A 23,882-nucleotide genomic window follows, 5' to 3' on the forward strand; every position below is an offset into this window, starting at 1 on the left:
GCATGGGGCCCGCCGCGCAAAAGCGAAGCTCAAGGGAAAGTCATGGCAGGATCGCCGGACGCAACCGTCGCACGCCTTCCCGATGCGGGAAGCGCAGGCGCGCGGTGCGTCCGGCCGTCTTGCTCATGGCTCTCCCGCTTCGAAGGACGAGAGAGATAATTCCATGTTCGATATTCATCGCGAGGAACTGGATTGGGGTGGACGTACCCTGATTCTCGAAACCGGCAAGATGGCCCGCCAGGCCGATGGCGCGGTTCTTGTCACTTATGGCGACACCAAGGTTCTCGCCACCGCCGTTTCCGCCCGTGAGGCGAAGCCCGGCATTGATTTCTTCCCGCTGACGGTCAATTACCAGGAAAAGACCTATGCGGCCGGCCGCATTCCCGGCGGCTATTTCAAGCGCGAAGGCCGTCCGAGCGAAAAGGAGACCCTGGTCTCCCGCCTGATCGACCGCCCGATCCGCCCGCTGTTCGCCGACGGCTATCGCAACGAGACCCAGGTGGTCATCACCGTGCTGGCGCACGATCTGGAGAATGATCCGGACATCGCCGGCATCGTCGGCGCCTCCGCCGCGCTCACGCTCTCCGGCGTGCCCTTCATGGGCCCCATCGGCGGCGCCCGTGTCGGTTTCATCGACAATGAATATGTGCTGAACCCGACCACCGACGAGCTGAAGGAAAGCGCGCTCGACCTCGTGGTCGCCGGCACCGGCGATGCCGTGCTGATGGTGGAATCGGAAGCCAAGGAGCTGCCCGAGGAAATCATGCTCGGCGCGGTCATGTTCGGCCACCGCCATTTCCAGCCGGTGATCGAGGCCATCATCCGCCTCGCCGAGAAGGCCGCCAAGGAGCCGCGCGCGTTCGCGCCGGCCGACAATTCCGCGCTCGAATCCAAGATCCGCGAGATCGCGGAAGCCGATCTGCGCGCCGCCTACAAGATCGTGCAGAAGCAGTCCCGCTATGAAGCGGTCGGCGCTGCCAAGTCCAAGGTGAAGAAGTATTTCGAGGAACTGGCCATGGACGGCCAGGCGGCGCCCGCCAGCCAGCAGGTCGGCGAAGTGCTCAAGGCGCTCGAAGCCAAGATCGTGCGCTGGGCCATCCTCGACGACGGCATCCGCATCGACGGCCGCGACGTGCGCACCGTGCGCCCGATCGTCTCGGAAGTCGGCGTGCTGCCGCGCGCCCACGGCTCGGCTTTGTTCACCCGCGGCGAGACCCAGGCGCTGGTCGTCGCCACGCTGGGCACCGGCGAGGACGAGCAGTTCATCGACAGCCTGGAAGGCACCTACAAGGAGCACTTCCTGCTGCACTACAACTTCCCCCCCTTCTCGGTGGGTGAAGCCGGCCGCATGGGTTCGCCCGGCCGCCGCGAAATCGGCCACGGCAAGCTCGCATGGCGCGCCATCCGCCCCATGCTGCCGCCGAAGCATGAATTCCCCTACACCCTGCGCGTGGTCTCCGAGATCCTGGAATCCAACGGCTCGTCCTCCATGGCGACCGTCTGCGGCGCCTCGCTCTCGCTGATGGATGCGGGCGTTCCCCTGCGCCGTCCGGTGGCCGGCATCGCCATGGGCCTGATCCTGGAAGAGGGCAAGTTCGCCGTTCTTTCGGACATCCTGGGCGACGAGGATCACCTCGGTGACATGGACTTCAAGGTGGCCGGCACCGATCGCGGCGTGACCGCGCTCCAGATGGACATCAAGATCGCCGGCATCACCGAGGAGATCATGAAGGTCGCCCTCGGCCAGGCCAAGGAAGGCCGCGCCCACATCCTCGGCGAGATGGCGAAGGCGCTGACCTCCGCCCGCTCCGAGCTGGGCGAGCACGCCCCGCGCATCGAGGTGATGAACATCCCGGTGGACAAGATCCGCGAAGTGATCGGGTCCGGCGGCAAGGTGATCCGCGAGATCGTCGAGAAGACCGGCGCCAAGATCAACATCGAGGACGACGGCACCATCAAGATCGCCTCCGCCAATGGCGAGTCGATCAAGGCGGCGATCAACTGGATCAAGTCCATCGCCTCCGAGCCGGAAGTTGGCCAGATCTATGACGGCACGGTCGTGAAGGTCGTGGACTTCGGCGCCTTCGTGAACTTCTTCGGTTCCAAGGACGGCCTGGTCCACATCTCCCAGCTCGCCAAGGAGCGGGTGAACAAGACCTCCGACGTGGTCAAGGAAGGCGACAAGGTCAAGGTCAAGCTGGTCGGCTTCGACGAGCGTGGCAAGACCCGCCTGTCCATGAAGGTGGTCGACCAGACCACCGGCGAGGACCTGGAAGCCAAGGAAAAGGCCGACCGCGACGCCGCGCGCGACGCGGCCAAGGAAGAGACCGAGGCCGGCGCCGCCGAGTGATCGGCCGGTCCGCCACGGGACATCTGAACGGAAAGGGCGGCCCTCGGGCCGCCCTTTTCTTTTGCGCTGCGCTGTCGGGCTCCGCGCCGTCCGCGTCCGGCTCACCCATAGCGCCGGCTGCCGGCGACGCAGAGCACCACCACGGCGGCCGCCGCCACCATGGTCCACGCCACCGGTTCGTCCAGCAGCAGCGCCGCGAGCGCGAGCCCGAAGAAGGGCTGGAGCAATTGCAGCTGGCCCACTCCCGCGATGCCGCCCAGCGCCAGGCCCCGGTACCAGAAGACGAAGCCCACCAGCATGGAGAAGACGGAGACATAAGCGAGGCCCAGCCACGCCGGGCCACCAATGCCGCTCCAGGCCTGCGGCACGGTGAAAAGCGCAATCACCGCCATCACCGGAAGGGCGAGGACCAGCGCCCAGGAAATCACCTGCCATCCGCCGAGGCGGCGGGAGAGGCGGGCGCCTTCCGCATAGCCGAGGCCGCAGACCAGGATCGCCGCGACCATCAGCAGATCGCCGGCCAGCGAAGCCGAACTGCTGCCCGCGAGGGCGAACCCCGCGACTGAACAAGCCCCGGCCACCGAGAACAGCCAGAAGGCCGGCTTCGGCCGCTCGCCGCCCCGGATCACGCCGAACAGCGCGGTCGCCAGCGGCAAGAGGCCGATGAATACGATCGAATGGGCAGAGGTGATGTGCTGGAGCGCCAGGGCGGTGAGCAGCGGGAAGCCGATCACCACCCCGAGCGCCACCACGGCCAGGGGCGGCAGATCGCTGCGTGCGGGGCGCTTCTGGCGCAGCAGCAGCAGCAGGGCGGCGCCGAGCAGAGCGGCGATGACCGCGCGGGCCGAGGTGAGGAAGACCGGAGAAAATCCGCCCACCGCCACCCGGGTCGCCGGAAGCGAGCCGCTGAAGATGAGGACGCCGAGGAGGCCGCTGCCCCAGCCGTCGGTCGCGCGCTGCATGGTGGTGTCCCTCGCTTGTCCCGCCGCGATAGCGCGGCGGGGATTGCGGAGACAGCCACACACCCATACGCTTATACCGAACAGTATGGATCATGGAGGCCATACAGTTGGCGAACAATCCTGCGGACGGCCCGGCGGCAGACGGTGCGGCGGGGGAGGGCGCGCGCGCGCCGCGGACGGTTTCGGTGATGGCCGAGATCCGCCGCCGCATGGCCAGCCGGATCCTGACGGCGGGGGAAAAGCTGCCCTCGATCCGCAAGTTCGCCCGCGACATGCAGGTCTCGCCCTCCACCGTGGTCGAGGCTTTCGACCGCCTCGCGGCGGAAGGGCTGATCCGCTCGCGTCCCGGCTCCGGCTTTTACGTCGCCGGCGCGGTGCCGGCCGGGGCGCTGCGGGAGGTGGCGCCGACGCTCGACCGCGCCATTGATCCCTTATGGATCTCCCGCCAATCGCTGGATGCCGCACCTGCGATCCTGCGGCCGGGCTGCGGCTGGCTGCCGGCGGATTGGATGCCCGAGGCGGCGATCCGCCGGGCGATCCGCGCGCTCGCCCGCGCGGACGCGGCCGTATTGACCGATTACGGACCCACGCGCGGCTCGCTCGCCCTGCGCCGTCTGCTCGCGCGCCAGTTCGCGGCCGAGGGGATCGAGGCGGGGGCGGACCAGATCCTGCTGACGCCGTCGGGCTCGCGGGCCATGGACCTGCTCTGCCGGTTCCTGCTGAAGCCCGGCGATACGGTGCTGGTGGATGATCCCTGCTATTTCAATTTCCAGGCGGTGCTGCGCGCCCATGGCGCCCGCGTCGTCAGCGTGCCCTATACGCAAAGCGGGCCGGATGTGGCGCGCTTCGCCGAGGCGCTGGCCGCCCACCGTCCGCGCCTCTATCTCACCAATGCGGCGCTCCACAATCCCACTGGCGCGACGCTCGCGCCGAACACCGCCCATCGCATCCTGACACTTGCGGCAGCCCACGACCTGACCATCGTGGAGGACGAGATCCTCGCCGATTTCGAGCCGGAGCCATCGCCCCGCCTCGCCGCGCTCGACGGGCTTGCGCGCGTGATCCGCATCGGCAGCTTCTCCAAGACGCTCTCGGCCTCCATCCGCTGCGGCTATATCGTCGCCCGGCCGGAGTGGATCGAGGGGCTCATCGACCTCCAGGTGGCGACGAATTTCGGCGGGCCAAGCCCGGTCGCGGCCGAACTGGTGTTCGCGACCCTGAGCGATGGCAGCTATCGCAAGCATCTCGCCGGGCTGCGGACCCGGCTGGCGAAGCGGCGCCGGGAAATGGTCGGCCAGCTGGACGCGCTCGGCATCCGCCCCTGGACGCTGCCGCGCGGCGGCTTCTTTCTCTGGTGCCGCCTGCCGGACGGGCGGGACGCGGCGCAGGTCGCGCGGGTGGCACTGCGCGAGGGGGTGGTGCTCGCTCCCGGCAATGTCTTCAGTGTCGCCCAATCGGCCGGCGACCTCATGCGCTTCAATGTCGCCCAGATGAATGGCGAGGCGCTGCGGGTGATCGCGCAATCGCTCCGGTGAGCGCCGGGCGACCGCGCACGTTTACGCGGCGCGTACGGTGGTGAGGAAGGTCCGCACCTGGCCGCGCAGAAGCTCGGCCTGCTTCGACAGGTCGGTGGCGGAGGAGAGCACCTGCCCGGCGGCGCTGGCGGAGGCGTGGGCCGCCCGCTCCACGCCGGCGATGTTGCTGGTCACCTCATGGGTGCCGGTGGCCGCCTGCTGGATGCTGCGGGCGACCTCGCCGGTGGTGGCATTCTGCTCGTCCATGGCGGCGGCGATGGCCAGCGAGCCGGCGTTCAACTCGCTGATGGTGTGGCTGAAGCCGGTGATCGCGCCGAGCACGTCGCCGGTCGATTCCTGGATGCCCGAGATGCGCTCGGAGATATTGGCGGTGGCCTTTGCGGTCTGCCCGGCCAGCTGCTTCACCTCCTGCGCGACCACCGCGAAGCCGCGCCCCGCCTCTCCGGCGCGCGCGGATTCGATGGTGGCGTTCAGCGCCAGCAGATTGGTCTGCCCGGCAATGGTGTCGATGACGCTCACGATGCCGCCGATCTGATCGGCGCAGGCGCGCAATTCGCCCATCTGGCCGTTGGTGCTGTCCACTTCCGCGACGGCCCGCTCGGTCATCTGCGTGGATTGGCGCAAGCGCTCGCCGATCGCCCGCGCGGAAGCGGAAAGCTCCTCCACCGCCGAGGCGACCGACTGCACATTGGTCGTCGCAAGGCCGGCCGCAGAGGCGACGGCGGCGGCCTGGGCGGTGGTTTCCTCGGCGGTGGCGCTGAGCGTCTCCGCCGCCTGCTGCAATTCGGTCGCGGCCGAGGCGACCGTATCCACCACGACGCCGATGGCGCCTTCAAACTGATCCGCGAGCGCGCGCATCTCCGCCTTGCGGCGCTCCTCCGCCGCCTGGTCCGCGGCGCGCCGCAGTTCGCGCTGGCGCTGGGCCTCCACGAGGCTGTCGCGGAACACGGTCAGGGCGCGGGACTGGTCGCCCACCTCGTCGCCGCGACCGGCATAGGGAATGGGGGTGGAAAGATCGCCGCCGGACAGGCCCTCCATCGCCCCGCTCATGCGCTTGATGGGCGCGGCGACACCGAGCGCCGAATAGAGGGCCGCCGCGATCGCGGCGGCTATGGCGATGAGCGAGAAGACGAGGATCTGGAACATCCCGCTCTCCAACGCCTGCGCGGACTCCTGCTCCGCCCCCTCGGACTGGAGGCGGCTCTCCTCGGTGACATGCTTCAGCAGCGCCGTCGCCACCGCGAAGGCGGGTTTGCTGCGCTGGCGGATGATGTCGTCGCGCGCCTGGATTTCGCTCAGGCCGGCGCGGATGGACGCCACATAGGCTTCGAATGCCTGCCGGGCGAGGACGAGCGTGTCGCCCGCCTGCTCATCGTCGCCGGCCGCGTCCTTGATCTCGGCGAGCGTCCGCAGGCCGGACTCTTCCATGGCCTTGATCATGGTGAGCTGCTTGGGGTCCTCCTCGATGATGAAGATCGAAGAGGCGAGATTGATCTGGTCCAGCAGCGTATCGAGGGTCTGGGCCTGCTGCCCGGCCGCGCTCTTGCCGGCATTGCCGAGATCCATCGCCAGCATGGAGAAGGCCGAGCGGGCACGCAGGCGGATCGCCGGGCGGGCATCCACCGCGTCGAGTTGGGCCGCTTCGGAGCGCGCGATGTCCGCGGTCGCCTTGCCGATCTCCTCGAACCGCCGCTTGAGCTTGCGGAATTCCTCGCGATCGTCCTCGTGGGTTTCCAGCACCAGCAAGCGGTCGAGGCTGGCCTGGGCGGTGCGGACGTCGGTAAGGGCCTGCTTCAGCAGGGTCTCATTGTCAATATTGGTGAATGACAGCATCAGTTCGGTGGCGCTGGAGCGGACCGCGCTGAGCAGCGTACCGACCTTCTCGGCCTCCTTGAGGATTTCCGCCTGGAGATGAACATCCGCCGCCGCCGCCTCGATCCGCGACATGGCGATCTGGCGGCTGACGATCACGCCCCCCGATAGCAGGACCAGCAGGGTGGAGGTGATGCCGAGCTTCAGGCCGATGCCCATGCGAATGGCCATTGTGTCCGTCCAAGATTGATATCCGCGCTATCAATCCGACCGGACGCTTGCCCGAGGCTGTCGGGCCAGGCCCGCCGCTAGGTTCCGCAGCCGTGCGTGTCGATGAAGTTCAGGACGCCGACCATGGGCTGGGGCGAGATGCTGACCAGACCATCAAACGGCCCGCTCATTTCCGAAATCAGGAACAGCGCGCCGGCGATGGACGCCGCGCACAAAAGGAGCGAGCCGATCACCACCATATTGGGCGGGGAATACAGGCCGAAGCTGATGAAGATCAGCGCCAGCCAGGCCACCAACACCACCACGAAGGCGGTGGGGATGGCAGCGGCGGCATCCTGGCTGACGGTCCACCGGCTGGTCAGCACGGTGCGCAGGCCATTCTGCACATTCGTGCGCACGGCCACATCGTCGGCGGTGGTGGGCACCCAGCCGTGAACCACGCCATCGAGCTGGAGCAGGATCTGCCCCGAGGTCGCGGGATTGCGGCGCTCGGGCAGGTCGGTGGCGCCGGTCCAGGTCTCATGCAGGACGGCGCGGATATAATCCGCCAGAAGGATCTGCGCCGGACAGCTCTGCGGCTCGAAATGCCGCATGTCCGTGTCGAGCGACAGCAGGTTCAGGGCGTAGCTGCTCACATCCTTGCTGGCGTTGCTGAAATTGCCGCTGACGGAGGCGGTCATCAGGCCCAGCACCAGGGAGGCCATGGCGGCGATCATGCCGACGCCCAGCTTCACGGCGTCCTGGCTGTCCTTGCTGAGATGATGCGGCGGGAGCGACGGCGCGATCCGGATGGCGATCGCCGCACCGCCAAACAGAGCGATGAAAACGATAAAACCCAGGGTTAGAGCGTCCATTTCCGATCCATAGGTGCGATGCCCGGCGGTGAACTCCAGCTAGAACACGCACATGATCTTGGCAATAGCGGATCAGGCTACCGTCAAGGAAGGGGTTCCCCAGGCGCTGGGTACGGCGCTTCGAAATCGCGGTTTACGACGCCCGGCAACTCGGTTGTACTGCCGTTTCCTGGCACGTTTTGGTGGATGCTGCCGGAGTGTGAGCACGGCCGCTTTCAACGGCCGGCCGATGGGAGGCAGGGATGACGCAGCGGATCATATTTCTCAATCTCGCCGACATGGAGCCGAACGGGCTGGTGCAGAAGAGCGCGCAAAATCTGGCGCATAAATTCGTGCCGCGCACCTGCTTCCAGCGCTTCACCCAGCTGATCTTCGGCGATGTGGTGGTGGACGTCGTCAATCTGTTCGAATTGCTGGAGCATCGGCGCGCCGCCACGAACATGGCGCTGTCCACGCACGCGCGCATGGAGAGCCGGGTCGCCTATGACACCCAGATGGCGCAGATCCGCGAGGCCTGCCGCACGGCGCGCAAGATCCTTCTGGGCGCCCACGGCAGCCACAACGACACCGAGACCCTGAAGAAGGGGTTGGGGTGGGAAATGGGCACCGGCTATGCCGGCACCTATGACGAACTGGCGCGGATGACGGCGGATTTTCTCGACCCAGGCCAAAGCTACAAGCTTGCGCTGATCATCTGCTACGCCGCGCGCGCGCAGGATTTTCGCAAGGATCACGAAGGCGCCCTGAGCCAGGAGGATATCAAATCCAGCCTCGCCTATAAGTTCTACAAGATCTTGTGCGAGCACACGCGCGCCAATGTGGTGATGACCGCGCGCACCGGCGCGGTCCAATTCTCGGAGGACGGCTCGTCCTATGTGGAGACGGAGGAGGGCGTGCGCGCGGTGATCGAATTGGAAGATCTTTCGCGCGAGATGGATGCGCCAGCCCTGTGCCAGAAATATGATGATCTGTCAGACCACTACCACAAGGAGGGAAAGATCAGGGATTTTTACGCCCTGCGAGAGCGTATGTCCTCGCCGGAGACGCAGGCGACGACAGATCATGAGAGACTGCTGAAGGATCACTGGCGCTTAATAAATGCGGCCAACCACAAGGGGGATATTCTTCCCTCCCGCAAATATGGCAAGTTCATCTATCGGCGCGGAAGCGACGGCACCGTCACCGTCTTTCGCAAATATGCCGCTCTGGAGCCGCTCTACCACGGTCCGTTCTAGCGCCCGGCAGGGCGACGGCCCGCGGCGGATCGCACGCCTCCGCCGCCTCCGGCCGCCTTCGCCCCCATCCACGCCCTGCGGCGCGGCTATTCGGCGGCGGTGGCGGAAAGGTCGCCCGCGAGCTTCGCCTCGGCGTCTTCCTGGGTCTTCAGCACGTCGGGATGCGGCATGGAGATGATGTTGTAGCCGCTGTCCACGAAATGGGTCTCGCCGGTGACGCCGGTGGACAGGTCCGACAGGAGATACAGCGCGGAATTGCCCACTTCCTCGATGCTCACCGTGCGGCGCAGCGGGGCATGGCGCTTCTGGTAATTGAACATCAGCCGCGCATCGGCGATGCCGGCGCCCGCCAGCGTGCGCACCGGGCCGGCGGACAGGGCGTTCACGCGGATGCCGGCCGGGCCGAAATCGGCGGCCAGATAGCGCACGCTCGCCTCCAGCGCCGCCTTGGCGACGCCCATCACATTGTAATTGGGCATCACGCGCGTGGAGCCGCCGAAGGTCAGGGTCAGCAGCGCGCCGCCTTTCGGCATCAGGTCCGCCGCCCGCTTGGCGATCTCGGTGAAGGAGAAGCAGGAAATGATCATGGTGCGGGAGAAATTCTCCCGGCTGCTGTCCGCGTAGCGGCCCTTCAGCTCAGACTTGTCCGAGAAGGCGACCGCATGGACCACGAAATCCAGCGTGCCCCATTCGTCCCTTAGCCGGGAAAACAGCCCATCCACGCTGGTGAGGTCTTCCACGTCGCAGGGCGCGATGATGGTGGAGCCGAGGCTCTCCGCCAGCGGGCGCACCCGCTTGGCCATGGCCTCGCCCTGGTGGGTGAAGGCGAGTTCCGCGCCCTGACCGGCCAAGGCCTTGGCGATGCCCCATGCGATGGAATGGTCGTTGGCCACCCCCATCACGAGGCCGCGCTTGCCTTTCATCAGGTCCTGCATTGCCTGCTACCCCAGGTGCGACCCGGTCGGGTCGGAAACGTTTGAAAGGGCGATTATCAGACCTTGCCGCCAGAAACCATCGCCAAGTCGCTTCCGCGTGCTCGAACCTGATCACCTGGCATTTCAGAACCTGACGGCTTCGCCTTTGCCGTGCCGGACGGGTCGTGCCCGCCGGGCGGATCAGGCGTCGAGATGCTTCAGCACCAGGCTGGCGTTCGCGCCGCCGAAGCCGAAGCCGTTGGACAGCACATGGCCGAGCTTCGCATTGTCCACCCGCTCGCGCACGATCGGCATGTCGGCGAAGGCCGGGTCGATCTCGTCGATATGGGCGCTCTTGGTGATGAAGCCGTTCTGCATCATCAAGATGGAATAGATCGCCTCATGCACGCCGGTCGCGCCCTGGGAATGGCCGGTGAGCGACTTGGTGGCGGAGATCGGCGGGCATTTGTCGCCGAATACCGCGCGGATCGCCTCGATTTCCTTCAGGTCGCCGATCGGCGTGGAGGTGGCGTGCGGGTTGATATAGTCGATCGGCGCCTTGATGGAGGAGAGCGCCAGCTTCATCGCCCGCTCGGCGCCTTCGCCCGAGGGGGCGACCATGTCGGAACCGTCGGAGGTGGCGCCATAGCCGGCGATTTCCGCATAGATGCGGGCGCCGCGCGCCTTGGCGTGCTCCAGCTCCTCGAGCACCAGAACGCCCGCGCCGCCGGAGATGACGAAGCCGTCGCGGTCCTTGTCATAGGCGCGCGAGGCAACCGCGGGGCGGTCGTTGAAATTGGAGGACATGGCGCCCATGCCGTCGAACAGCACGGAGAGCGTCCAGTCGAGATCCTCGCAGCCGCCGGCGAAGATCATGTCCTGCTTGCCGAACTGGATCAGCTCGTAGGCATTGCCGATGCAGATGTTGGTGGTCGCGCAGGCGGCCGAGATGGAATAGCTCAGGCCCTTGATCTTGAACCAGGTCGAGAGCGTCGCCGAGGCGGTGGAGGACATGGCCTTGGGCACCGCGAACGGGCCGACGCGCTTGGGCCCCTTGGTGCGGGCGATGTCCGCGGCTTCCACGATGGTCTTGGTGGAGGAGCCGCCCGAGCCCATGATGAGGCCGGTGCGCTCGCTGGAAATCTCGGCCTGTTCCAGGCCCGCGTCGCGGATCGCCTGGTCCATGGCCACATGGTTCCACGCCGTTCCGCCGCCGTGGAAGCGCATGGCGCGCCGGTCCACGACCTCGTCCGCCTTCAGCGTCGGCGCGCCCTGCACCTGCGAGCGGAAGCCCAGCTTGGCATAGTCTTCCGCGAACGTAACGCCGCTGCGGGCTTCGTGCAGGCTGGCCAGGACTTCCTGGGTGGAATTACCGATGGACGAAACAATGCCCATTCCGGTCACGACGACGCGACGCATGTCACCTCCCTAAATCGGACCGGCACCCTGGCCGGCAATCGTGGCGCAGCGGTGTCAGCCGCCCACCGGCGCCGGGGCGTCCGCCTGGAACAAACCGACCTTCAAGTCCTTGGCGCGATAGATCACCGTGCCGTCGGCCTCCAGCCAGCCGTCGGCGATGCCGAGCACCAGCTTGGAGCGCATGACGCGCTTGAACTCGATGCCATAGACCACCTTGGAGACGGTCGGCAGCACCTGGCCGGAGAATTTCAGCTCGCCGAGGCCGAGCGCCCGCCCGCGCCCTGTGGAGCCCAGCCAGCCGAGATAAAAGCCCACCAGCTGCCACATGGCATCGAGGCCGAGGCAGCCCGGCATCACCGGATCGCCCTTGAAGTGGCAGTCGAAGAACCACAGGTCCGGCCGCACGGCGAGTTCCGCGCGCATGAAGCCCTTGCCGAATTCGCCGCCGGTCTCGGAAATCTCCGCGATGCGATCGAACATGAGCATGGGAGGCAGCGGCAATTGGGCGTTGCCGGGACCGAACAGTTCGCCGCGTCCGCATGCGAGGAGGTCTTCATACTCGAAGCTGGTCTGCCGCTCGGCCATTCTAACGGGTATCGCCATTCTGCCCACGAAGGGGTGAGTTTCGTTATACCTCAAGGTCCGGCACGGCCAGGCTCGAGGTTGCGCGCGTTGCGAGCGCGGGCACTCCCTATCATAGGAGGGGGCGCGCTCAAAGTCATGAAAGCGTCACGCCGCCACTTGGGGCAAGCGCCTGCGGCACATGAGGGCAAGCGGCTGGAGCACGTAAGGGCAATCGCCTGCGGCACATAAGGTCAAGCGGCCCGGGGCGCGAGGGGCAATCCGCCGCTGGCCGGGACCGAACGGGCGCTGCGCGCCGCCTTAGCGCCCGCCCAGGGGCGAAAACCGGCGCAGCAGCGGCCATCGCTCGCGCGCCGTGGGCACCAGGCCGAGCAGCAGGGTCAGCAGGGCGCCGAGCGCCAGCACCGGTCCCGCGAGCAGGAACAGCACCAGCGGTTCGTCAAAGGCATTGGCCGCGCCCACGGCCGCAAGCAGGAACAGCCCCACCAGGGCGAGCCGGCCGAAGGGATAGGCGATTCGCGCATAATGATAGGAAATCGCCAGGGTGAGGGCGAAGCGCAGCACCTGCGCGGCGAGCGTCGCGCCGATGGCGCCGGCGACCCCATAGCGCGGGATGAAAACGAAATAGAGTGCGATCACCACCCCCGCCGCCACCAGATTGATGGCCAGCGGGGCGAAGCCGTCCTTGCGCAGGAAGCAGCCCACCCCCACCAGCGAGGTGGATTCCTGCACCACGTAGATCAGCGCCAGCCACGGCACATAGATCGCGGCGGCATGGAAGGCGGGCGGCGTCATGAGCGTGATGACCAGCGGCCCGGCGAGCGCCACGCCCGCCGCCGCCAGAAGGGTGATGATGATGCCCACCCCCACCATGCCCGCGCTGCGCTCCGCGCCGTGGGGTTCCTCCAGCACGATGAAGCGCTTGGGCATCCACCACATGTGGAATGGCTGGAGCAGCACGGCGGTCAGCACGCCGATTCGCACCGCGACGCCGTAGAGGCCGAGGGCCGCCGGGTCCACCGTGTCCGCCAGGATCCAGCGGTCGAAGGTGCCGAGCGCGAACGCGGCGATGCCCGAGAGCAGCAGCGGCACCACATAGAGCGCCAGCCCCGGCCAATTGATGCCGCGCAGGCGGATGCCGGTGTCCTTCACCACCAACCACACCATCGCCAGGGTCTGCGCGGCGGCCGAGGCGGCGGTGGCGATCAGGATGCCGATGACCCCGAAGCCGGCATACAGGAGGCTGATGGAGAGCAGCGCGAACAGCACCGTGCGGCCGAGGCTGAGGGCGAGGAAGGTGCCGGCCTGCCCGCGAATCCGCAGCCAGGTGAGGCCCACGGCCAGCAGTCCCTCGGTGCACAGGGCGATCAGCAGCATGCGCACTTCCCAGGCCGTGGGCGTGCCCGGCAGAACGTTCGCCAGCGGCACGGCGAACGCCAGCCCGACGGCGCCGAACAGAAGAGCGGTGAGCAGCGCCACGCCGAACATTTCGGCGCACACCCGCCGCCGCTCGTCCCAGCCCGCCGCCGCCCCCACGAACCGGCTCAAGGCCGTGGGCAGGGCGAGCGCGAACAATTGCGAGCCGACGTCGGCGAAGGCGAGCAGCACTTCCAGATGGCCGTAATCGTCTGCCGAGAGAAAGCGCGTGTTGACCGGCAGCAGGATCAGCCCGATCGCCCGCACCATGATGATGCCGGTGGCGTAATACAGGCTTTCGCGCACCCCGGCCGGCAGTCTCTGGAGGCTGAAGCGGGTCCGGAACGTCATTGCGCCTCTATCCGCCCGCGATCCATTCCGGCGATCGGGCGGAAGATTCCCTTTTCCCAGATGCCGCGCAAGCCATTTCGCCGGCCCGTGACGGCCCGCGCCGCTCCGGGGTGCGCCACCTGTGCCGCTATGGACGCAGGCGGGGTCATGCTAGAGCAGGCGGGAAGTTCGGGGGGACCATGCGGCCGATCTGTTCCATCGTCATGCCGACGCGCAATTGCCTTGCCTACCTGCCGAAGGCTTTTGAGAGCATTCGTCTCCAGCAGGTCGAGGGGCTGGAAATCCTGGTGGTGGACGATGGCTCGACGGACGGCACCGACGCCTTCCTCGCGCAGGAGGCTGGCCGCTGGCCGGCGCTGCGGGTGCTGTCCACGGACGGCATCGGCCCGGCGCGGGCGCGCAACCACGCCATCGAACACGCCGAGGGCGAGCTGATCGCCTTTCTCGATGCCGACGACGTGTGGCTCGAACACAAACTGGCGCGCCAGCTCGCCTTCCACGGGGCCAATCCCGACGTGGCGCTGACCGGCACCGATTATCGCTTCGTGAACGAGGCGGGGCAGACCTTCAGCACCTTCTTCGATCTGGTGAAGCCGGACGAATTCTTCTTTGGAGCGCCCGCGTTCCAGCGTCTCGCCGATCCCTGCGCGGCGCTGCTCGGCTGCAATCTCATCGGCACCTCCACCGCGGTGGCGCGCACGGCGGTGCTGAAGGAGGTTGGCGGCTTCCCCACCGACGTGCCTTCCGCCTCCGACTGGGCCCTGTGGCTCAGAATGGCCGACCGGCACCCGGTCGCCCTTTCCGGCGCGACCCTGGTGGATTATCTCGACCGGCCGGGCAGCGTGTCCAAGAATATCGCCGCGCGCATCGCGGCGCTGCACGCGATCGTCGATGCCTATGCCGATCGCACCAGCCCGGCCATGGTGAAGTCGATCCGCCGGGTCCGCACCCAGATCGCCCTGGTGGAGGCGGAAGCCGACCTCGCGGCGGGGCGGACCTGGGCCTCGCTGGTCGGGCGACTCAGGGCGTTCGCCGGCGATCCCTCGCCGGAAATCGCGCGCGGCATCGCGGCGAGCCTGCTGGTGGGCATCGGCGCCCGCTCGATCTGATCGCATTTTGCGCGCGCCCCTGCCTGTTTGGCGGGCGCGGCGATCGCAAAAAAGGCCGATCCGCGCGAAAGCGGCCGGCGGATGCGCGCAGGGCTTGCATCGCGGCGCGGCGGCGGCAAATCTCAGTGCGCAGAAATGAGATCCTCATGTCCGACAGCGCATTGATCGTCCGCCGCAGCCTTCACGGCGCCCTGGTGCCTTTGGTGCGAGACCTGATTCTCGGCGGCGAACTTCAGCCCGGCGACAAGATTGCAGAGCAGGCGCTGTGTGCCCGGTTCGGCGTGTCGCGCACGCCGCTGCGCGAGGCGCTGAAGGTTCTGGCCGCCGAGGGGCTGCTGACGCTCACGCCCAATCGCGGCGCCATGGTCGCGCGCCTCTCCGACGGCGAGATCGACGCGCTGTTTCCGATCATGGGCGCGCTGGAGGCGCTGGCGGGGGAAATCGCCTGCACGCGCATCACCGATTTTCAGGTGGCCGAGCTGAAGGCCATGCATGAGGCGATGGTGGAGCATTATCGCGCCGGCCAGTCGGCGCCGTATCTCAATCTGAACCGCGCGTTCCACGAAGCGCTGTTCGAGATCGCCGGCAATGCGCCGCTGACCCAGCTTTATAATTCCATGATGGTGCGCATCCACGCCATCCGATTCGTGGCGCGCAAATCGCCCGCCCGCTGGCTGGAGGCGGTGGAGGACCATGAGCGCATGATGGAGGCGCTGATCGCCCGCGACGGGGCGGCGCTCGGGGCGGTGCTGCGCGAGCACCTGCGCCACAAGGCGGAGATGGTGCACGAATCCCTCGCCGGCCTCCCGCTCTTGGAGACGCGGCACGAGGACAGCGCCACGCGTCAGCGCACGTCCGCGCCGACCGCCTCGGCGACCGAGGAAAAGCCATCGGCCCGCAAATGGGCGGCCAGCTCGTCGCGCACCCGCACCACCAGGCCCGGCCCCTTGAACACCAGCGCGGAATAAAGCTGCACCAAGCTCGCCCCGGCCCGGATCTTGGCATAGGCGTCCGCCCCCGAGGCGATGCCGCCGCAGCCGATCAGCGGAATACGGCCCTTGGTGAGGCGCGCAAGCGCTGCCAGCCGCTCGGTGGAGAGCGCCATGAGCGGCTTGCCGGAGAGCCCGCCGGTCTCGCTCTTGTGGGCGCTGCGCAGGCTCGCGGGCCGCGAGAGCGTGGTGTTGCCGAGGATGATGCCGTCGGCCCCGGTCTCCAGAACCACCTCGACGATGTCGGCGAGCGCGGCGTCGTCGAGGTCCGGGGCGATCTTCACCAGCAGCGGCGGGCGGGCGGCGGGATCGGGAATGCTTTCGTTGCGGGCGGCGAGCGCATGGCCGATCAGCCGCCCCATCTCAGCGCGCGCCTGCAGGTCGCGCAGGCCCGGCGTATTGGGCGAGGAGAGGTTGCACACCAGATAATCGGCAAGCCGGCAGGTGGCCGAGATGCCGGCGGCATAATCCTCGCTGGCGTCCTCGGTATCCTTGTTCTTCCCCACATTGGCACCGACGATGCCGCCGGACCCGAGCCGCTTGCCGAGCCGATAGATGAACGGCGCCAGCCCCTCGGAATTGAAGCCGAAGCGGTTGATGACGCCGTTATCCTCATCCAGGCGGAACAGGCGCGGCTTGGGGTTTCCCGGCTGGGGGCGGGGCGTGACCGAACCCGCTTCCACGAAGCCGAAGCCCATGCGCAGCAGCGGGTCGAGCACTTCGGCGTGCTTGTCGAACCCGGCGGCGAGGCCCACCGGATTGGGGAAATCGAGGTTCCAGACCCGCGTCGCGAGAATGGGATCGCAATCGGTCCGCGCCTTCGGCCCGAACCCCGCGCGCAGGGCGCGGATCGCGAGCGAATGGGCGGTTTCGGGCGAGATGCGGCTCAGCGCGGGACGCAGGAGAGGATAGAAATCCATCGCGTTGCGGCTATTCGGCCATCTGCGCGACGCCGCCATGGGCTTTCGACCAGGCGTGCGGATCGTTGAGGAAGGATTCGATCTCGGCCACCTGGGCGGCGGGGAACAGGTTCTGCCGCTTCACCTCGGCCAGGATGTCCCACCAGGTGAGCAGGCGATGCAGCGACAGGCCGGATTCGGCGAAGACCCCCGCCGCCTCTGCGAAGATGTCGTAATAGAAGAACACGAAGCAATGCTCGCATTCCGCGCCGGCGGTGCGCAGGGCGTTGACGAAATTCACCTTGCTGCGCCCGTCGGTGGTGAGATCCTCCACCAGCAGCACCCGTTCGCCGGGCGCCAGATGGCCCTCGATCTGGGCATTGCGGCCGAAGCCCTTGGGCTTCTTGCGGATATATTGCATGGGCAACATCATGCGGTCGGAGATCCAGGCCGCGAACGGGATGCCCGCGGTCTCGCCGCCGGCGACGCTGTCGAATTTCTCGAAGCCGATCTCGCGGTAGATGGTGGAGACCGCAAAATCCACCAGCGCCTGCCGCACGCGCGGAAACGAGATCAGCCGGCGGCAGTCGATATAGACCGGGCTTGCCCAGCCCGAGGTGAAGATGAAGGGCTCGCCGGACGAAAAGCGCACCGCCTCCACTTCAAGGAACATGCGCGCCGAAAGCTCGGCGATGGTGGCCTTATCCGGGAAAGCTGTCACATTGGCCATGATCGGCGGCGCCCTTCGTTCGTTCGGTTGCGGAAAACGCATATATCAGAGCCGGCGTCCATGGGCACCCGGCGGCATAGCCGAAGATGCGCGCGATGCGCAGGGCTGGGTCCAATCCACACGCCTCGCCGCGCTGCGCGCGTCAATCCGCCCTGGAAACGGGCTGGATGCTTTTCCAGAGCGTGGATCGGACCACGCCGGCGATTTCCACCGTCATGGCCGGGCCTGTCCCGGCTCCCACGCCCTGCGGCGGGGTGTGACCTGCTAAATTATCGCTGGCGGTTCGGCATGGATACCCGGCACAAGGCCGGGCAGGACTCGGCCTGATGACTGCGGCAGATCCCGAGCGGGCAGATCCCGAGCGGGCAGGTTCCGAGCGGGTGGGTCCGGGACGGAAAGGGGAGGCGGCGTGGCGGGCGGGGAAATCTGGCAATTGGTGGATTCGCGCGGCATTGGCGGCATCGAGCGCCATGTGGCGATCCTCACGCAGGCGCTGAACGCCGCTGGCCGGCCGGCGCGCGCGGTGCTGCTGGCCGACCATGGCGAGCACGATTTCCTGCGCCAGCTGCGCGCCGCCGCCGTGCCGTTCATGGTGTTGCCCGGCGGCTTCCGGCCGCTGCAGGGGGCGTTGGCGGACGCGCGGCCCGCCTTGCTGCACACGCACGGCTATAAGGCGGGCATTCTCGGCCGGTTCGCCGCGCGCCTCGCCGGCATTCCCTGCCTCTCCACCTTCCATGCGGGGGAAAAGGGGCGGTTTCCGGTTTCGCTCTATCAGGCGCTCGATGCCGCCACCGCGCGCCTCGGCCCGCGCATCGCGGTGAGTGAACCGATCGCGCGGACCTTGCCCAAGCCCGTATCGGTGATCGGCAATTTCGTGCCGGTGCCGGACCAGGCGCCGCCGCCGCCGTCCTCCCGCACGGTCGCCTTCGTCGGCCGGCTGAGCGCGGAAAAGGGGCCGGACCTGTTCTGCGCGCTGGCGGAGCGATTCGCCGGCGCCCTGTCATTCGAAATGTTCGGCGACGGTCCGATGCGGCCCGGTCTCGAGGCCGCCCATGGCGGGCGGGTGCGGTTCCACGGCATGGTGAGCGATCCCGCCGCCATCTGGCCGCGCATCGGCCTTTTGCTCATGCCCTCGCGGGCGGAGGGCCTGCCCATGGCCGCCATCGAGGCCATGGCGGCCGGGGTGCCGGTAGCGGCGAGCCGGCTCGGCGCCCTGCCGGAGCTGATCGACGATGGGGCGAGCGGCTATCTGTTCGCGGCCGGCGATCCCGATGCCGCCTCGGCTGCGCTGGCGCGCTGGGCGAGGGCGGACGATGCAGCGCGCGCCGCACTGTCGCACCGTGCCTGGGAGAAGGTGCATGCCGGCTACGGGCCGCAGGCGCGGTTGCCTCAAATTCTCGCGCTCTATGATGCCGCCCTCGCGGGGCGGGACCGGCGCGTGTAGACTCCCCGTCATCGCCTGCTGCGCCGCGAGCCCCGTGTGACCGAACGCCTTTTCGATCCTCCCGCCGATCCGCGCCCGCGTCCCTGGCGTGACATCTCCATAGCGGTGGGCGCGGTGCTGGCTGTGTTCGCGGCCTGGCTCGGCGTGAGCGAGCCGGTGGTGCCGATCGCTTTGGCGTTCGGGCTGATTTTCCTGATCTTCGCGTTCCGCTGGCCGTTCGTGCCCTGCATCCTGTTCATCATCTTCTCCTTCCTGCGCATTCCCGAGGTGTTCCCGGTCCTGCTCAATCTGAAGATTCCGCTGCTGCTGGCCGTGCTCACCATCGCGGTGATCGGATGGCATCTGTTCTTCCTGCGGACCATGAAGGTGTTCTGGACGCGCGAATTGAAGATCTTCGCGCTGTTCTTCTTTTTCTGCACGGTGTCGGTGGTGTTCGCGAAGAGCAAGGATCTCGCCTTCACCTTCTGGTCCGACGTGTTCGTGAAGATCGGGCTGATGACCTTCGTCGTGGCCTGGGCGACGCGCAAGCCGGAGGATTTCAGCCTCATCAGCCGGTCGTTCTGCGTGTTCGGCTCGGTGGTGGCCATGGTCGCGATCTATAATTGGATGAACGGCATCGGCCTCGTGGAGGGCACGCGCGTCACCATCGGGCGCGACATCCGCTCGCTGCTTGGCGATCCCAACGATCTCGCGCTGGCGCTGCTGTTTCCCTTCTCGTTCGCCGCCGCCTTGCTGATGGGGCGCTGCGGCTGGCCCGACCGGCTGCTCGGGGCCATCGCGTGCGGCACCATCTTCTGGGGCATCATGTGCACCCAGAGCCGCGGCGGGCTGCTGGGGCTCGCGGCGGTTGCGGCGGTGATCGGCAGCCGGTTCGTGAAGAGCAAGCTGGTGCTGATCGGCGGGGGCCTCGCTTGCCTCGTTATCCTGTTCGCCGCCGCCGGCATCTCCGGCCGCTCGTCGGGTGGGGCGAGCGAGGGGGCGATCGTGGACGAATCGTCCGAGGGCCGCCTCATCGCGTGGCGCGCCGCCACCAACATGGCGATCCACAACCCGCTCACCGGCGTCGGCATCGCCAATTTCACGGCGAACTATTTCGAATATTCCGACACCTGGGACGGCAAGCCCCATGCCGTGCATTCCACCTGGTTCGGCATTCTCGGCGAGATCGGCGTACCCGGCTTCGTCACATTGATGGTGCTGGTCACCTGCATGTGGCGCATGTGCCTGCACTCGTTGAAGGCGGCACAGGCGCCGGAGGTGGATGCGCGCTTGAAAATGTCAGCGGTGGCGTTGCTGGCAGGGCTCGCCAGCTTCTGCGTCTCCGGCACCTTCCTCACGCAGGGCACCACATGGCCGCTTTATGTCATCCTCGCCCTCAGCGTCGCGCTGGATCGCGCGCTCGCACCGCCGGAAACGGACGGGACGGCGGATTTCCTCCCGCCGCCGCGCCCGGCGCCTCGTGCCGCATTTCCCCGCGCGCCCGGCCCGGCGCCGTTCGGCCGTGGGGAACGGGGCGGCCAAGGAGAGCAGGACGGCCATGGCAGCTGATCTGATCGTCTTCGGCGAGGATTGGGGCGGCCATCCCTCCTCGACCCAGCATCTCATCGGCCATCTGGCGCGCACCCATAGGATCGTCTGGGTGAATTCCATCGGCCTGCGGCGCCCGCGCCTCGGCGACATGCGGCGGGTGGCGCAAAAGCTCGCCGCGCTCGCCGGTTCGCCGGCATCCGCTGATGCATCTGCGGTCGATGCGCCGGGCGCCGCGCCGGGCTTCCGCGTGGTGGCGCCGCGCGCCGTGCCCTGGCCCGGCAATCCGCTCGCGGAAGCGGCGAACGCCCGGCTCCTGGGCGGGCAATTGCGCGCCGTGATGGCGCAGGACGACATCGTGCGGCCGATCCTGTGGACCTCGCTGCCGAGCGCCCTGCCGGTGGTGGGAACACTCGGCGAGCGGGCGGTGGTCTATTATTGCGGCGATGATTTCGGCGCGCTCTCGGGCGTCGACCATGCGCCGGTGCTGGATATGGAGCGCCGGCTGGTCGAGAAGGCGGATCTCGTGATCGCCGCGAGCCCTGTGCTCGCCGAGCGCTTTCCCGCCGAGAAGACCGTGCTGGTGCCCCATGGGGTAGATGCGCGCGTGTTCTCCAGCCCCGCCCCGCCCGCCGCCGATCTCCCGCAAGGCAAGGTGGCCGGCTTCTACGGCAGCGTTTCCGATTGGCTGGACGTGCCGATGCTGGCGCGTGCGGCGCAGGCGCTGTTCGACTGGACGTTCGTATTCATCGGGCCGGTGCGCACCGATGTTTCGGCCCTGGCGCGGCTGGAGAACGTGCGCTTTCTCGGCGCCCGGCCCCATGCGGCGCTGCCGGGCTATGTGCAACATTGGACGGTGTCGCTCATCCCGTTCCGCGACACGCCGCAGATCCGCGCCTGCAACCCGCTGAAGCTGCGGGAATACCTCGCCAGCGGCACGCCGGTGGCGGCGACCCGCTTTCCCGCGCTCGCGCCCTATGCCCATCTGGTGAGCGCCATCGACCCGGGCGGCGATCTCGCGGGCGCCATCGAAGCGGCGGCGAACCAGGCCGGCGGCGCGCTGGCGCGGTTGCGCCAGCTGGCGGTGGCGCAAGAGGGATGGGACCGGCGCGCGGAGGCGGTCGAGACCGCGCTGGGGCGCTTTTGAGCGCGCGGCGGTGAAGGGTGCGAAGGGGAATCATCTATTAAGGCCGATGACACTAAGCTTGGCGCCTGTGATCCGCCGATTCGGGGACGGGCGCTTCGGGGGAAGGGATGATGGGGAGCCGGCGTGGACCAAGACGCTTCGCCGCCGTCTTCCTGTGGGCGCTGCTCGCGGGAGGGCTGGGTGGCTGCGCGGGTCCGCGCGACCCCACCGCGCTCATTCCCGTTCCGGTGCAGAATACGGTGATGGCCGAAGACAAGCTGCGTGAGGCGCGCGCCCTCGCGGCGGCGCAGAAAGGCGAGGGGACCGCCGTGAGCGTCACCGACATTCTGGCCCGCGCCCGGGCGGTTCAGGACCAGCCGGCTGTCGCGCCGGGGTCTTCGACTGTCGCTGCCGCTTCCGCGACCCCGGGCGGCCCCGCCCCGGCGGCCTTAACGCCGGAGGCCGCTGCCGCCCGCCGCGCGCTGCTCGCCGAGACGCCGTCCTCGATGCCCGTCGGTTCGTCCGCCGCGCGCCAGGTCAGCGCGTTCGCCGCAGATCCGGCGGGGGACACCACGGGCGCCCTGCCGCGCCCCGCCACCCGCGCTGCGCTGATCGACATCGTGTTCGAACCCGGGCAGGACGCCCCGGGCGCGGCCGACGCGGCGGCGCTGGCCAAGGCGCTGAAGGCGGCCCGGCTCGGCCCCGGCCGCCCGGTGACCGTGCTGGCCGGCCCTGGCACCGCCGCCGATCCGTTCGCCCAGGCGCTGCTGGCGAACAAGCGGGCGCGCGCGGTGAAGGCCCTGCTGCCGCCGGATCTTCCCGCCACCCAGCTCTATGACCCGGATCTTGAGCCCGATACGGTGCGCATCCTCGCGGGAAGCCGCCCATGAGCGCGCTGTTCGAAACCACCTCGGACACCCTCGCCTATATCGCCCAGGTGGCATGGCGGCGCCGGTTTCTGGCGTTCATTCCGCTGCTGCTTCTACCGCCGCTCGCGGTGGTGACCGCCATGGTCGCCCCCAAGCGCTACGAGGCACGCATGACGGTGCTGGTGCAGGAACCCTCGAAGCTCAACCCGATCCTGAAGGACATCTCCATCAATCCCAATCTGAAGGAGCGCATGTCGGCCCTGGTCGCCCTGGCCCATTCGGAGGTGGTGCTCGGCAAAGTGCTGGAGGATCTCGGCCGGGTGGGACCGACCACCGATCCGCGTGACCGCGATTATATGGTGCGGGCGCTTTCGGCAGCGGTGAACATTCAGCTGGTGGGCAGCGACATCATCGAAATGCGGCTGCGCTCGGGCGATCCGCTCTCGCCGGCGGCGACCCTCACCGCCATCGCCAACCGCTTCGTGGAGCGCCTGGTCTCTCCCGAGCGCACGGCGGTGCAGGACAGCGAGCGCTTCCTCAAGCAGCAGATGGACGAGCGCCACGCCAGTCTCGACCAGGCCGAACAGGCGTTCGCCGCGTTCCGCACCGCCAATGCGGACAAGCTGCCGGCGCTCTATAACGCCACGGTCCAGCGGCTCGCCGGGCTGATCCAGCAACTGGAGGAAAAGCAGATGGCGCTGGGCAGCGCGGATGCCGCGCTCCAGGATCTGCGCAAGCGCCTCGCCAGCACCAATCCCTTGATCGGGCGCATCGAGGAATCCATCGTGCAGGTCTCCGCGGAGCTGGCGAGCCTGCGCGCGCGCTACACCGACGCGCATTCCGAGGTGCAGGCCGCCGAGCGCAAGCTCGCCCGCCTGGAGGAGGAGCGCCAGCACCTGCTCGGAGCGGCGAAGAACATCGAGACGGTGGATCTCGACCGGCTTTGGAACCTCGCCGCCGGCGTGACCCAACCTGGCGAGAACGGCCAGGCCCTCGGCTCCGCCCCGCTGCTGGTGTCGCAATTGCAGCGTCTCCAGGAGGCGCAGGCGCGCCGGGTGACGCTGGCCAAGGAGGTCGAGCAGATCAAGGAAGTGATCGCCACCCTGCAACGCGACATCGCGGCGTTCGGGCCCATCGACCGGCAGCAGCAGAAGCTGGAGCGGGACGTCAACATGGCGCGGGACAATTATGACGCCCTCGCCAAGCGCTATGAAATGGCGCGGGTGACCGGCGCCCTCGGCGTGTTCGAGGCGCCCGAGCGCGTGAAGGTGTTGGAAGATCCCGAGAGCCCGGCCCGCAAGGTCACGCCCGGCTATATTGTCTATGTCCTCGCCGGCGTGGTCGCCGGCATAGCGCTTGGAGCAGGTTTGGCCGGCATGGCGGAATTCCTCGACACCCGCCTGCGCAAGCCGGGCGATTTTGCGCGCATCTTCGGCGTTCCCGTCATCGCGCGCATTCCGCGCATCGAAGCCTCGGGCGAAGGGCTTCCGGCATGAGCGCCCGGCCGAACGGCGCGCCGTCGTCAATC

General features: G+C 68.0%; 18 protein-coding genes and 1 pseudogene. 10 read left to right on the top strand and 9 right to left on the bottom strand.

The window, feature by feature from the left end:
- The first annotated feature begins 163 nt into the window (after positions 1 to 163).
- Positions 164 to 2,350, top strand: a complete 2,187-nt coding sequence (pnp, locus tag V5F78_RS21260) for a polyribonucleotide nucleotidyltransferase (protein WP_509276353.1) — start codon at positions 164 to 166, stop codon at positions 2,348 to 2,350.
- Between the two features lie 101 nt (positions 2,351 to 2,451).
- On the opposite strand, the gene V5F78_RS21265 is transcribed toward pnp, so the two are convergent.
- On the bottom strand, positions 2,452 to 3,312 hold the full coding sequence (locus tag V5F78_RS21265; RefSeq protein ID WP_509276354.1) for an EamA family transporter: 861 nt from the start codon (positions 3,310 to 3,312) through the stop codon (positions 2,452 to 2,454).
- A 188-nt stretch (positions 3,313 to 3,500) separates the two neighbouring features.
- Here V5F78_RS21265 and V5F78_RS21270 point away from each other — a divergent pair, with 188 nt between their 5' ends.
- Positions 3,501 to 4,847 (top strand): aminotransferase class I/II-fold pyridoxal phosphate-dependent enzyme, encoded by a 1,347-nt coding sequence (locus V5F78_RS21270; protein ID WP_509276824.1) that lies wholly within the window; start codon positions 3,501 to 3,503, stop codon positions 4,845 to 4,847.
- Between the two features lie 21 nt (positions 4,848 to 4,868).
- Here the strand turns inward: V5F78_RS21270 and V5F78_RS21275 are convergent, their stop codons facing one another.
- Together V5F78_RS21275 and V5F78_RS21280 are read right to left on the bottom strand one after the other, a co-directional pair.
- A complete protein-coding gene (locus tag V5F78_RS21275) occupies positions 4,869 to 6,890 on the bottom strand; it encodes a methyl-accepting chemotaxis protein (protein ID WP_509276355.1) in 2,022 nt (673 codons plus the stop codon).
- A gap of 77 nt (positions 6,891 to 6,967) precedes the next feature.
- Entirely contained in the window at positions 6,968 to 7,744 is a 777-nt protein-coding gene (locus V5F78_RS21280) for a bestrophin-like domain (protein ID WP_509276356.1), read from the bottom strand.
- Positions 7,745 to 7,986: 242 nt separating this feature from the next.
- On the opposite strand from V5F78_RS21280, the gene V5F78_RS21285 reads away from it, so the two are divergent.
- Positions 7,987 to 8,979: a hypothetical protein gene (locus V5F78_RS21285; RefSeq protein WP_509276357.1), complete on the top strand. Its 993-nt coding sequence runs from the start codon at positions 7,987 to 7,989 to the stop codon at positions 8,977 to 8,979.
- A gap of 86 nt (positions 8,980 to 9,065) precedes the next feature.
- Here the strand turns inward: V5F78_RS21285 and fabI are convergent, their stop codons facing one another.
- The 4 genes from fabI to V5F78_RS21305 form a co-directional block, all read right to left on the bottom strand.
- Positions 9,066 to 9,914 (bottom strand): enoyl-ACP reductase FabI, encoded by an 849-nt coding sequence (gene fabI, locus V5F78_RS21290; protein ID WP_509276358.1) that lies wholly within the window; start codon positions 9,912 to 9,914, stop codon positions 9,066 to 9,068.
- Positions 9,915 to 10,094: 180 nt separating this feature from the next.
- Positions 10,095 to 11,312, bottom strand: a complete 1,218-nt coding sequence (gene fabB / locus V5F78_RS21295) for a beta-ketoacyl-ACP synthase I (RefSeq protein WP_394015509.1) — start codon at positions 11,310 to 11,312, stop codon at positions 10,095 to 10,097.
- A gap of 54 nt (positions 11,313 to 11,366) precedes the next feature.
- The gene (gene fabA, locus V5F78_RS21300) at positions 11,367 to 11,897 is read right to left on the bottom strand and encodes a 3-hydroxyacyl-[acyl-carrier-protein] dehydratase FabA (protein ID WP_394084069.1); all 531 of its coding nucleotides are present in this window, start codon (positions 11,895 to 11,897) and stop codon (positions 11,367 to 11,369) included.
- A gap of 297 nt (positions 11,898 to 12,194) precedes the next feature.
- Positions 12,195 to 13,661, bottom strand: a complete 1,467-nt coding sequence (locus V5F78_RS21305; protein ID WP_509276359.1) for an oligosaccharide flippase family protein — start codon at positions 13,659 to 13,661, stop codon at positions 12,195 to 12,197.
- Positions 13,662 to 13,840: 179 nt separating this feature from the next.
- Here V5F78_RS21305 and V5F78_RS21310 point away from each other — a divergent pair, with 179 nt between their 5' ends.
- Together V5F78_RS21310 and V5F78_RS21315 are read left to right on the top strand one after the other, a co-directional pair.
- Entirely contained in the window at positions 13,841 to 14,770 is a 930-nt protein-coding gene (locus V5F78_RS21310) for a glycosyltransferase (protein WP_509276360.1), read from the top strand.
- Between the two features lie 146 nt (positions 14,771 to 14,916).
- A pseudogene (locus V5F78_RS21315) lies at positions 14,917 to 15,477 on the top strand (GntR family transcriptional regulator); the annotation flags it as partial.
- A gap of 137 nt (positions 15,478 to 15,614) precedes the next feature.
- Here the strand turns inward: V5F78_RS21315 and V5F78_RS21320 are convergent.
- Both V5F78_RS21320 and V5F78_RS21325 read right to left on the bottom strand, forming a co-directional pair.
- A complete protein-coding gene (locus V5F78_RS21320; protein WP_509276362.1) occupies positions 15,615 to 16,679 on the bottom strand; it encodes a quinone-dependent dihydroorotate dehydrogenase in 1,065 nt (354 codons plus the stop codon).
- A 10-nt stretch (positions 16,680 to 16,689) separates the two neighbouring features.
- Positions 16,690 to 17,388 (bottom strand): orotate phosphoribosyltransferase, encoded by a 699-nt coding sequence (locus tag V5F78_RS21325; protein WP_509276363.1) that lies wholly within the window; start codon positions 17,386 to 17,388, stop codon positions 16,690 to 16,692.
- Positions 17,389 to 17,797: 409 nt separating this feature from the next.
- Between V5F78_RS21325 and V5F78_RS21330 the strand changes: the two genes are divergently transcribed.
- The 5 genes from V5F78_RS21330 to V5F78_RS21350 all read left to right on the top strand — a co-directional run bounded on the left by V5F78_RS21330 (position 17,798) and on the right by V5F78_RS21350 (position 23,850).
- The gene (locus V5F78_RS21330; RefSeq protein ID WP_509276365.1) at positions 17,798 to 18,832 is read left to right on the top strand and encodes a glycosyltransferase; all 1,035 of its coding nucleotides are present in this window, start codon (positions 17,798 to 17,800) and stop codon (positions 18,830 to 18,832) included.
- Positions 18,833 to 18,868: 36 nt separating this feature from the next.
- Positions 18,869 to 20,380: an O-antigen ligase family protein gene (locus V5F78_RS21335; RefSeq protein WP_509276366.1), complete on the top strand. Its 1,512-nt coding sequence runs from the start codon at positions 18,869 to 18,871 to the stop codon at positions 20,378 to 20,380.
- Entirely contained in the window at positions 20,370 to 21,506 is a 1,137-nt protein-coding gene (locus V5F78_RS21340) for a glycosyltransferase (RefSeq protein WP_509276367.1), read from the top strand. The genes V5F78_RS21335 and V5F78_RS21340 overlap by 11 nt, the downstream gene beginning before the upstream one ends.
- 107 nt (positions 21,507 to 21,613) lie before the next feature.
- The gene (locus V5F78_RS21345; protein WP_509276368.1) at positions 21,614 to 22,375 is read left to right on the top strand and encodes a hypothetical protein; all 762 of its coding nucleotides are present in this window, start codon (positions 21,614 to 21,616) and stop codon (positions 22,373 to 22,375) included.
- Positions 22,372 to 23,850: a GumC family protein gene (locus tag V5F78_RS21350; RefSeq protein WP_509276369.1), complete on the top strand. Its 1,479-nt coding sequence runs from the start codon at positions 22,372 to 22,374 to the stop codon at positions 23,848 to 23,850. Before V5F78_RS21345 ends, V5F78_RS21350 begins: the two co-directional genes overlap by 4 nt.
- Positions 23,851 to 23,882: the final 32 nt, after the last annotated feature.

The sequence above is a fragment of the Roseixanthobacter glucoisosaccharinicivorans genome (genome assembly GCF_043195095.2).
Taxonomy (GTDB): Bacteria; Pseudomonadota; Alphaproteobacteria; order Rhizobiales; family Xanthobacteraceae; genus NCEH01.

What these genes read in the sequence shown, in the direction of transcription:
- pnp (WP_509276353.1), top strand. Translation starts at nt 164, where the DNA reads ATGTTCGATATTCATCGCGAGGAACTGGATTGGGGTGGACGTACCCTG.
- V5F78_RS21265 (WP_509276354.1), bottom strand. Translation starts at nt 3,312, where the DNA reads ATGCAGCGCGCGACCGACGGCTGGGGCAGCGGCCTCCTCGGCGTCCTC.
- V5F78_RS21270 (WP_509276824.1), top strand. Translation starts at nt 3,501, where the DNA reads ATGGCCGAGATCCGCCGCCGCATGGCCAGCCGGATCCTGACGGCGGGG.
- V5F78_RS21275 (WP_509276355.1), bottom strand. Translation starts at nt 6,890, where the DNA reads ATGGCCATTCGCATGGGCATCGGCCTGAAGCTCGGCATCACCTCCACC.
- V5F78_RS21280 (WP_509276356.1), bottom strand. Translation starts at nt 7,744, where the DNA reads ATGGACGCTCTAACCCTGGGTTTTATCGTTTTCATCGCTCTGTTTGGC.
- V5F78_RS21285 (WP_509276357.1), top strand. Translation starts at nt 7,987, where the DNA reads ATGACGCAGCGGATCATATTTCTCAATCTCGCCGACATGGAGCCGAAC.
- fabI (WP_509276358.1), bottom strand. Translation starts at nt 9,914, where the DNA reads ATGCAGGACCTGATGAAAGGCAAGCGCGGCCTCGTGATGGGGGTGGCC.
- fabB (WP_394015509.1), bottom strand. Translation starts at nt 11,312, where the DNA reads ATGCGTCGCGTCGTCGTGACCGGAATGGGCATTGTTTCGTCCATCGGT.
- fabA (WP_394084069.1), bottom strand. Translation starts at nt 11,897, where the DNA reads ATGGCCGAGCGGCAGACCAGCTTCGAGTATGAAGACCTCCTCGCATGC.
- V5F78_RS21305 (WP_509276359.1), bottom strand. Translation starts at nt 13,661, where the DNA reads ATGACGTTCCGGACCCGCTTCAGCCTCCAGAGACTGCCGGCCGGGGTG.
- V5F78_RS21310 (WP_509276360.1), top strand. Translation starts at nt 13,841, where the DNA reads ATGCGGCCGATCTGTTCCATCGTCATGCCGACGCGCAATTGCCTTGCC.
- V5F78_RS21320 (WP_509276362.1), bottom strand. Translation starts at nt 16,679, where the DNA reads ATGGATTTCTATCCTCTCCTGCGTCCCGCGCTGAGCCGCATCTCGCCC.
- V5F78_RS21325 (WP_509276363.1), bottom strand. Translation starts at nt 17,388, where the DNA reads ATGGCCAATGTGACAGCTTTCCCGGATAAGGCCACCATCGCCGAGCTT.
- V5F78_RS21340 (WP_509276367.1), top strand. Translation starts at nt 20,370, where the DNA reads ATGGCAGCTGATCTGATCGTCTTCGGCGAGGATTGGGGCGGCCATCCC.
- V5F78_RS21345 (WP_509276368.1), top strand. Translation starts at nt 21,614, where the DNA reads ATGATGGGGAGCCGGCGTGGACCAAGACGCTTCGCCGCCGTCTTCCTG.
- V5F78_RS21350 (WP_509276369.1), top strand. Translation starts at nt 22,372, where the DNA reads ATGAGCGCGCTGTTCGAAACCACCTCGGACACCCTCGCCTATATCGCC.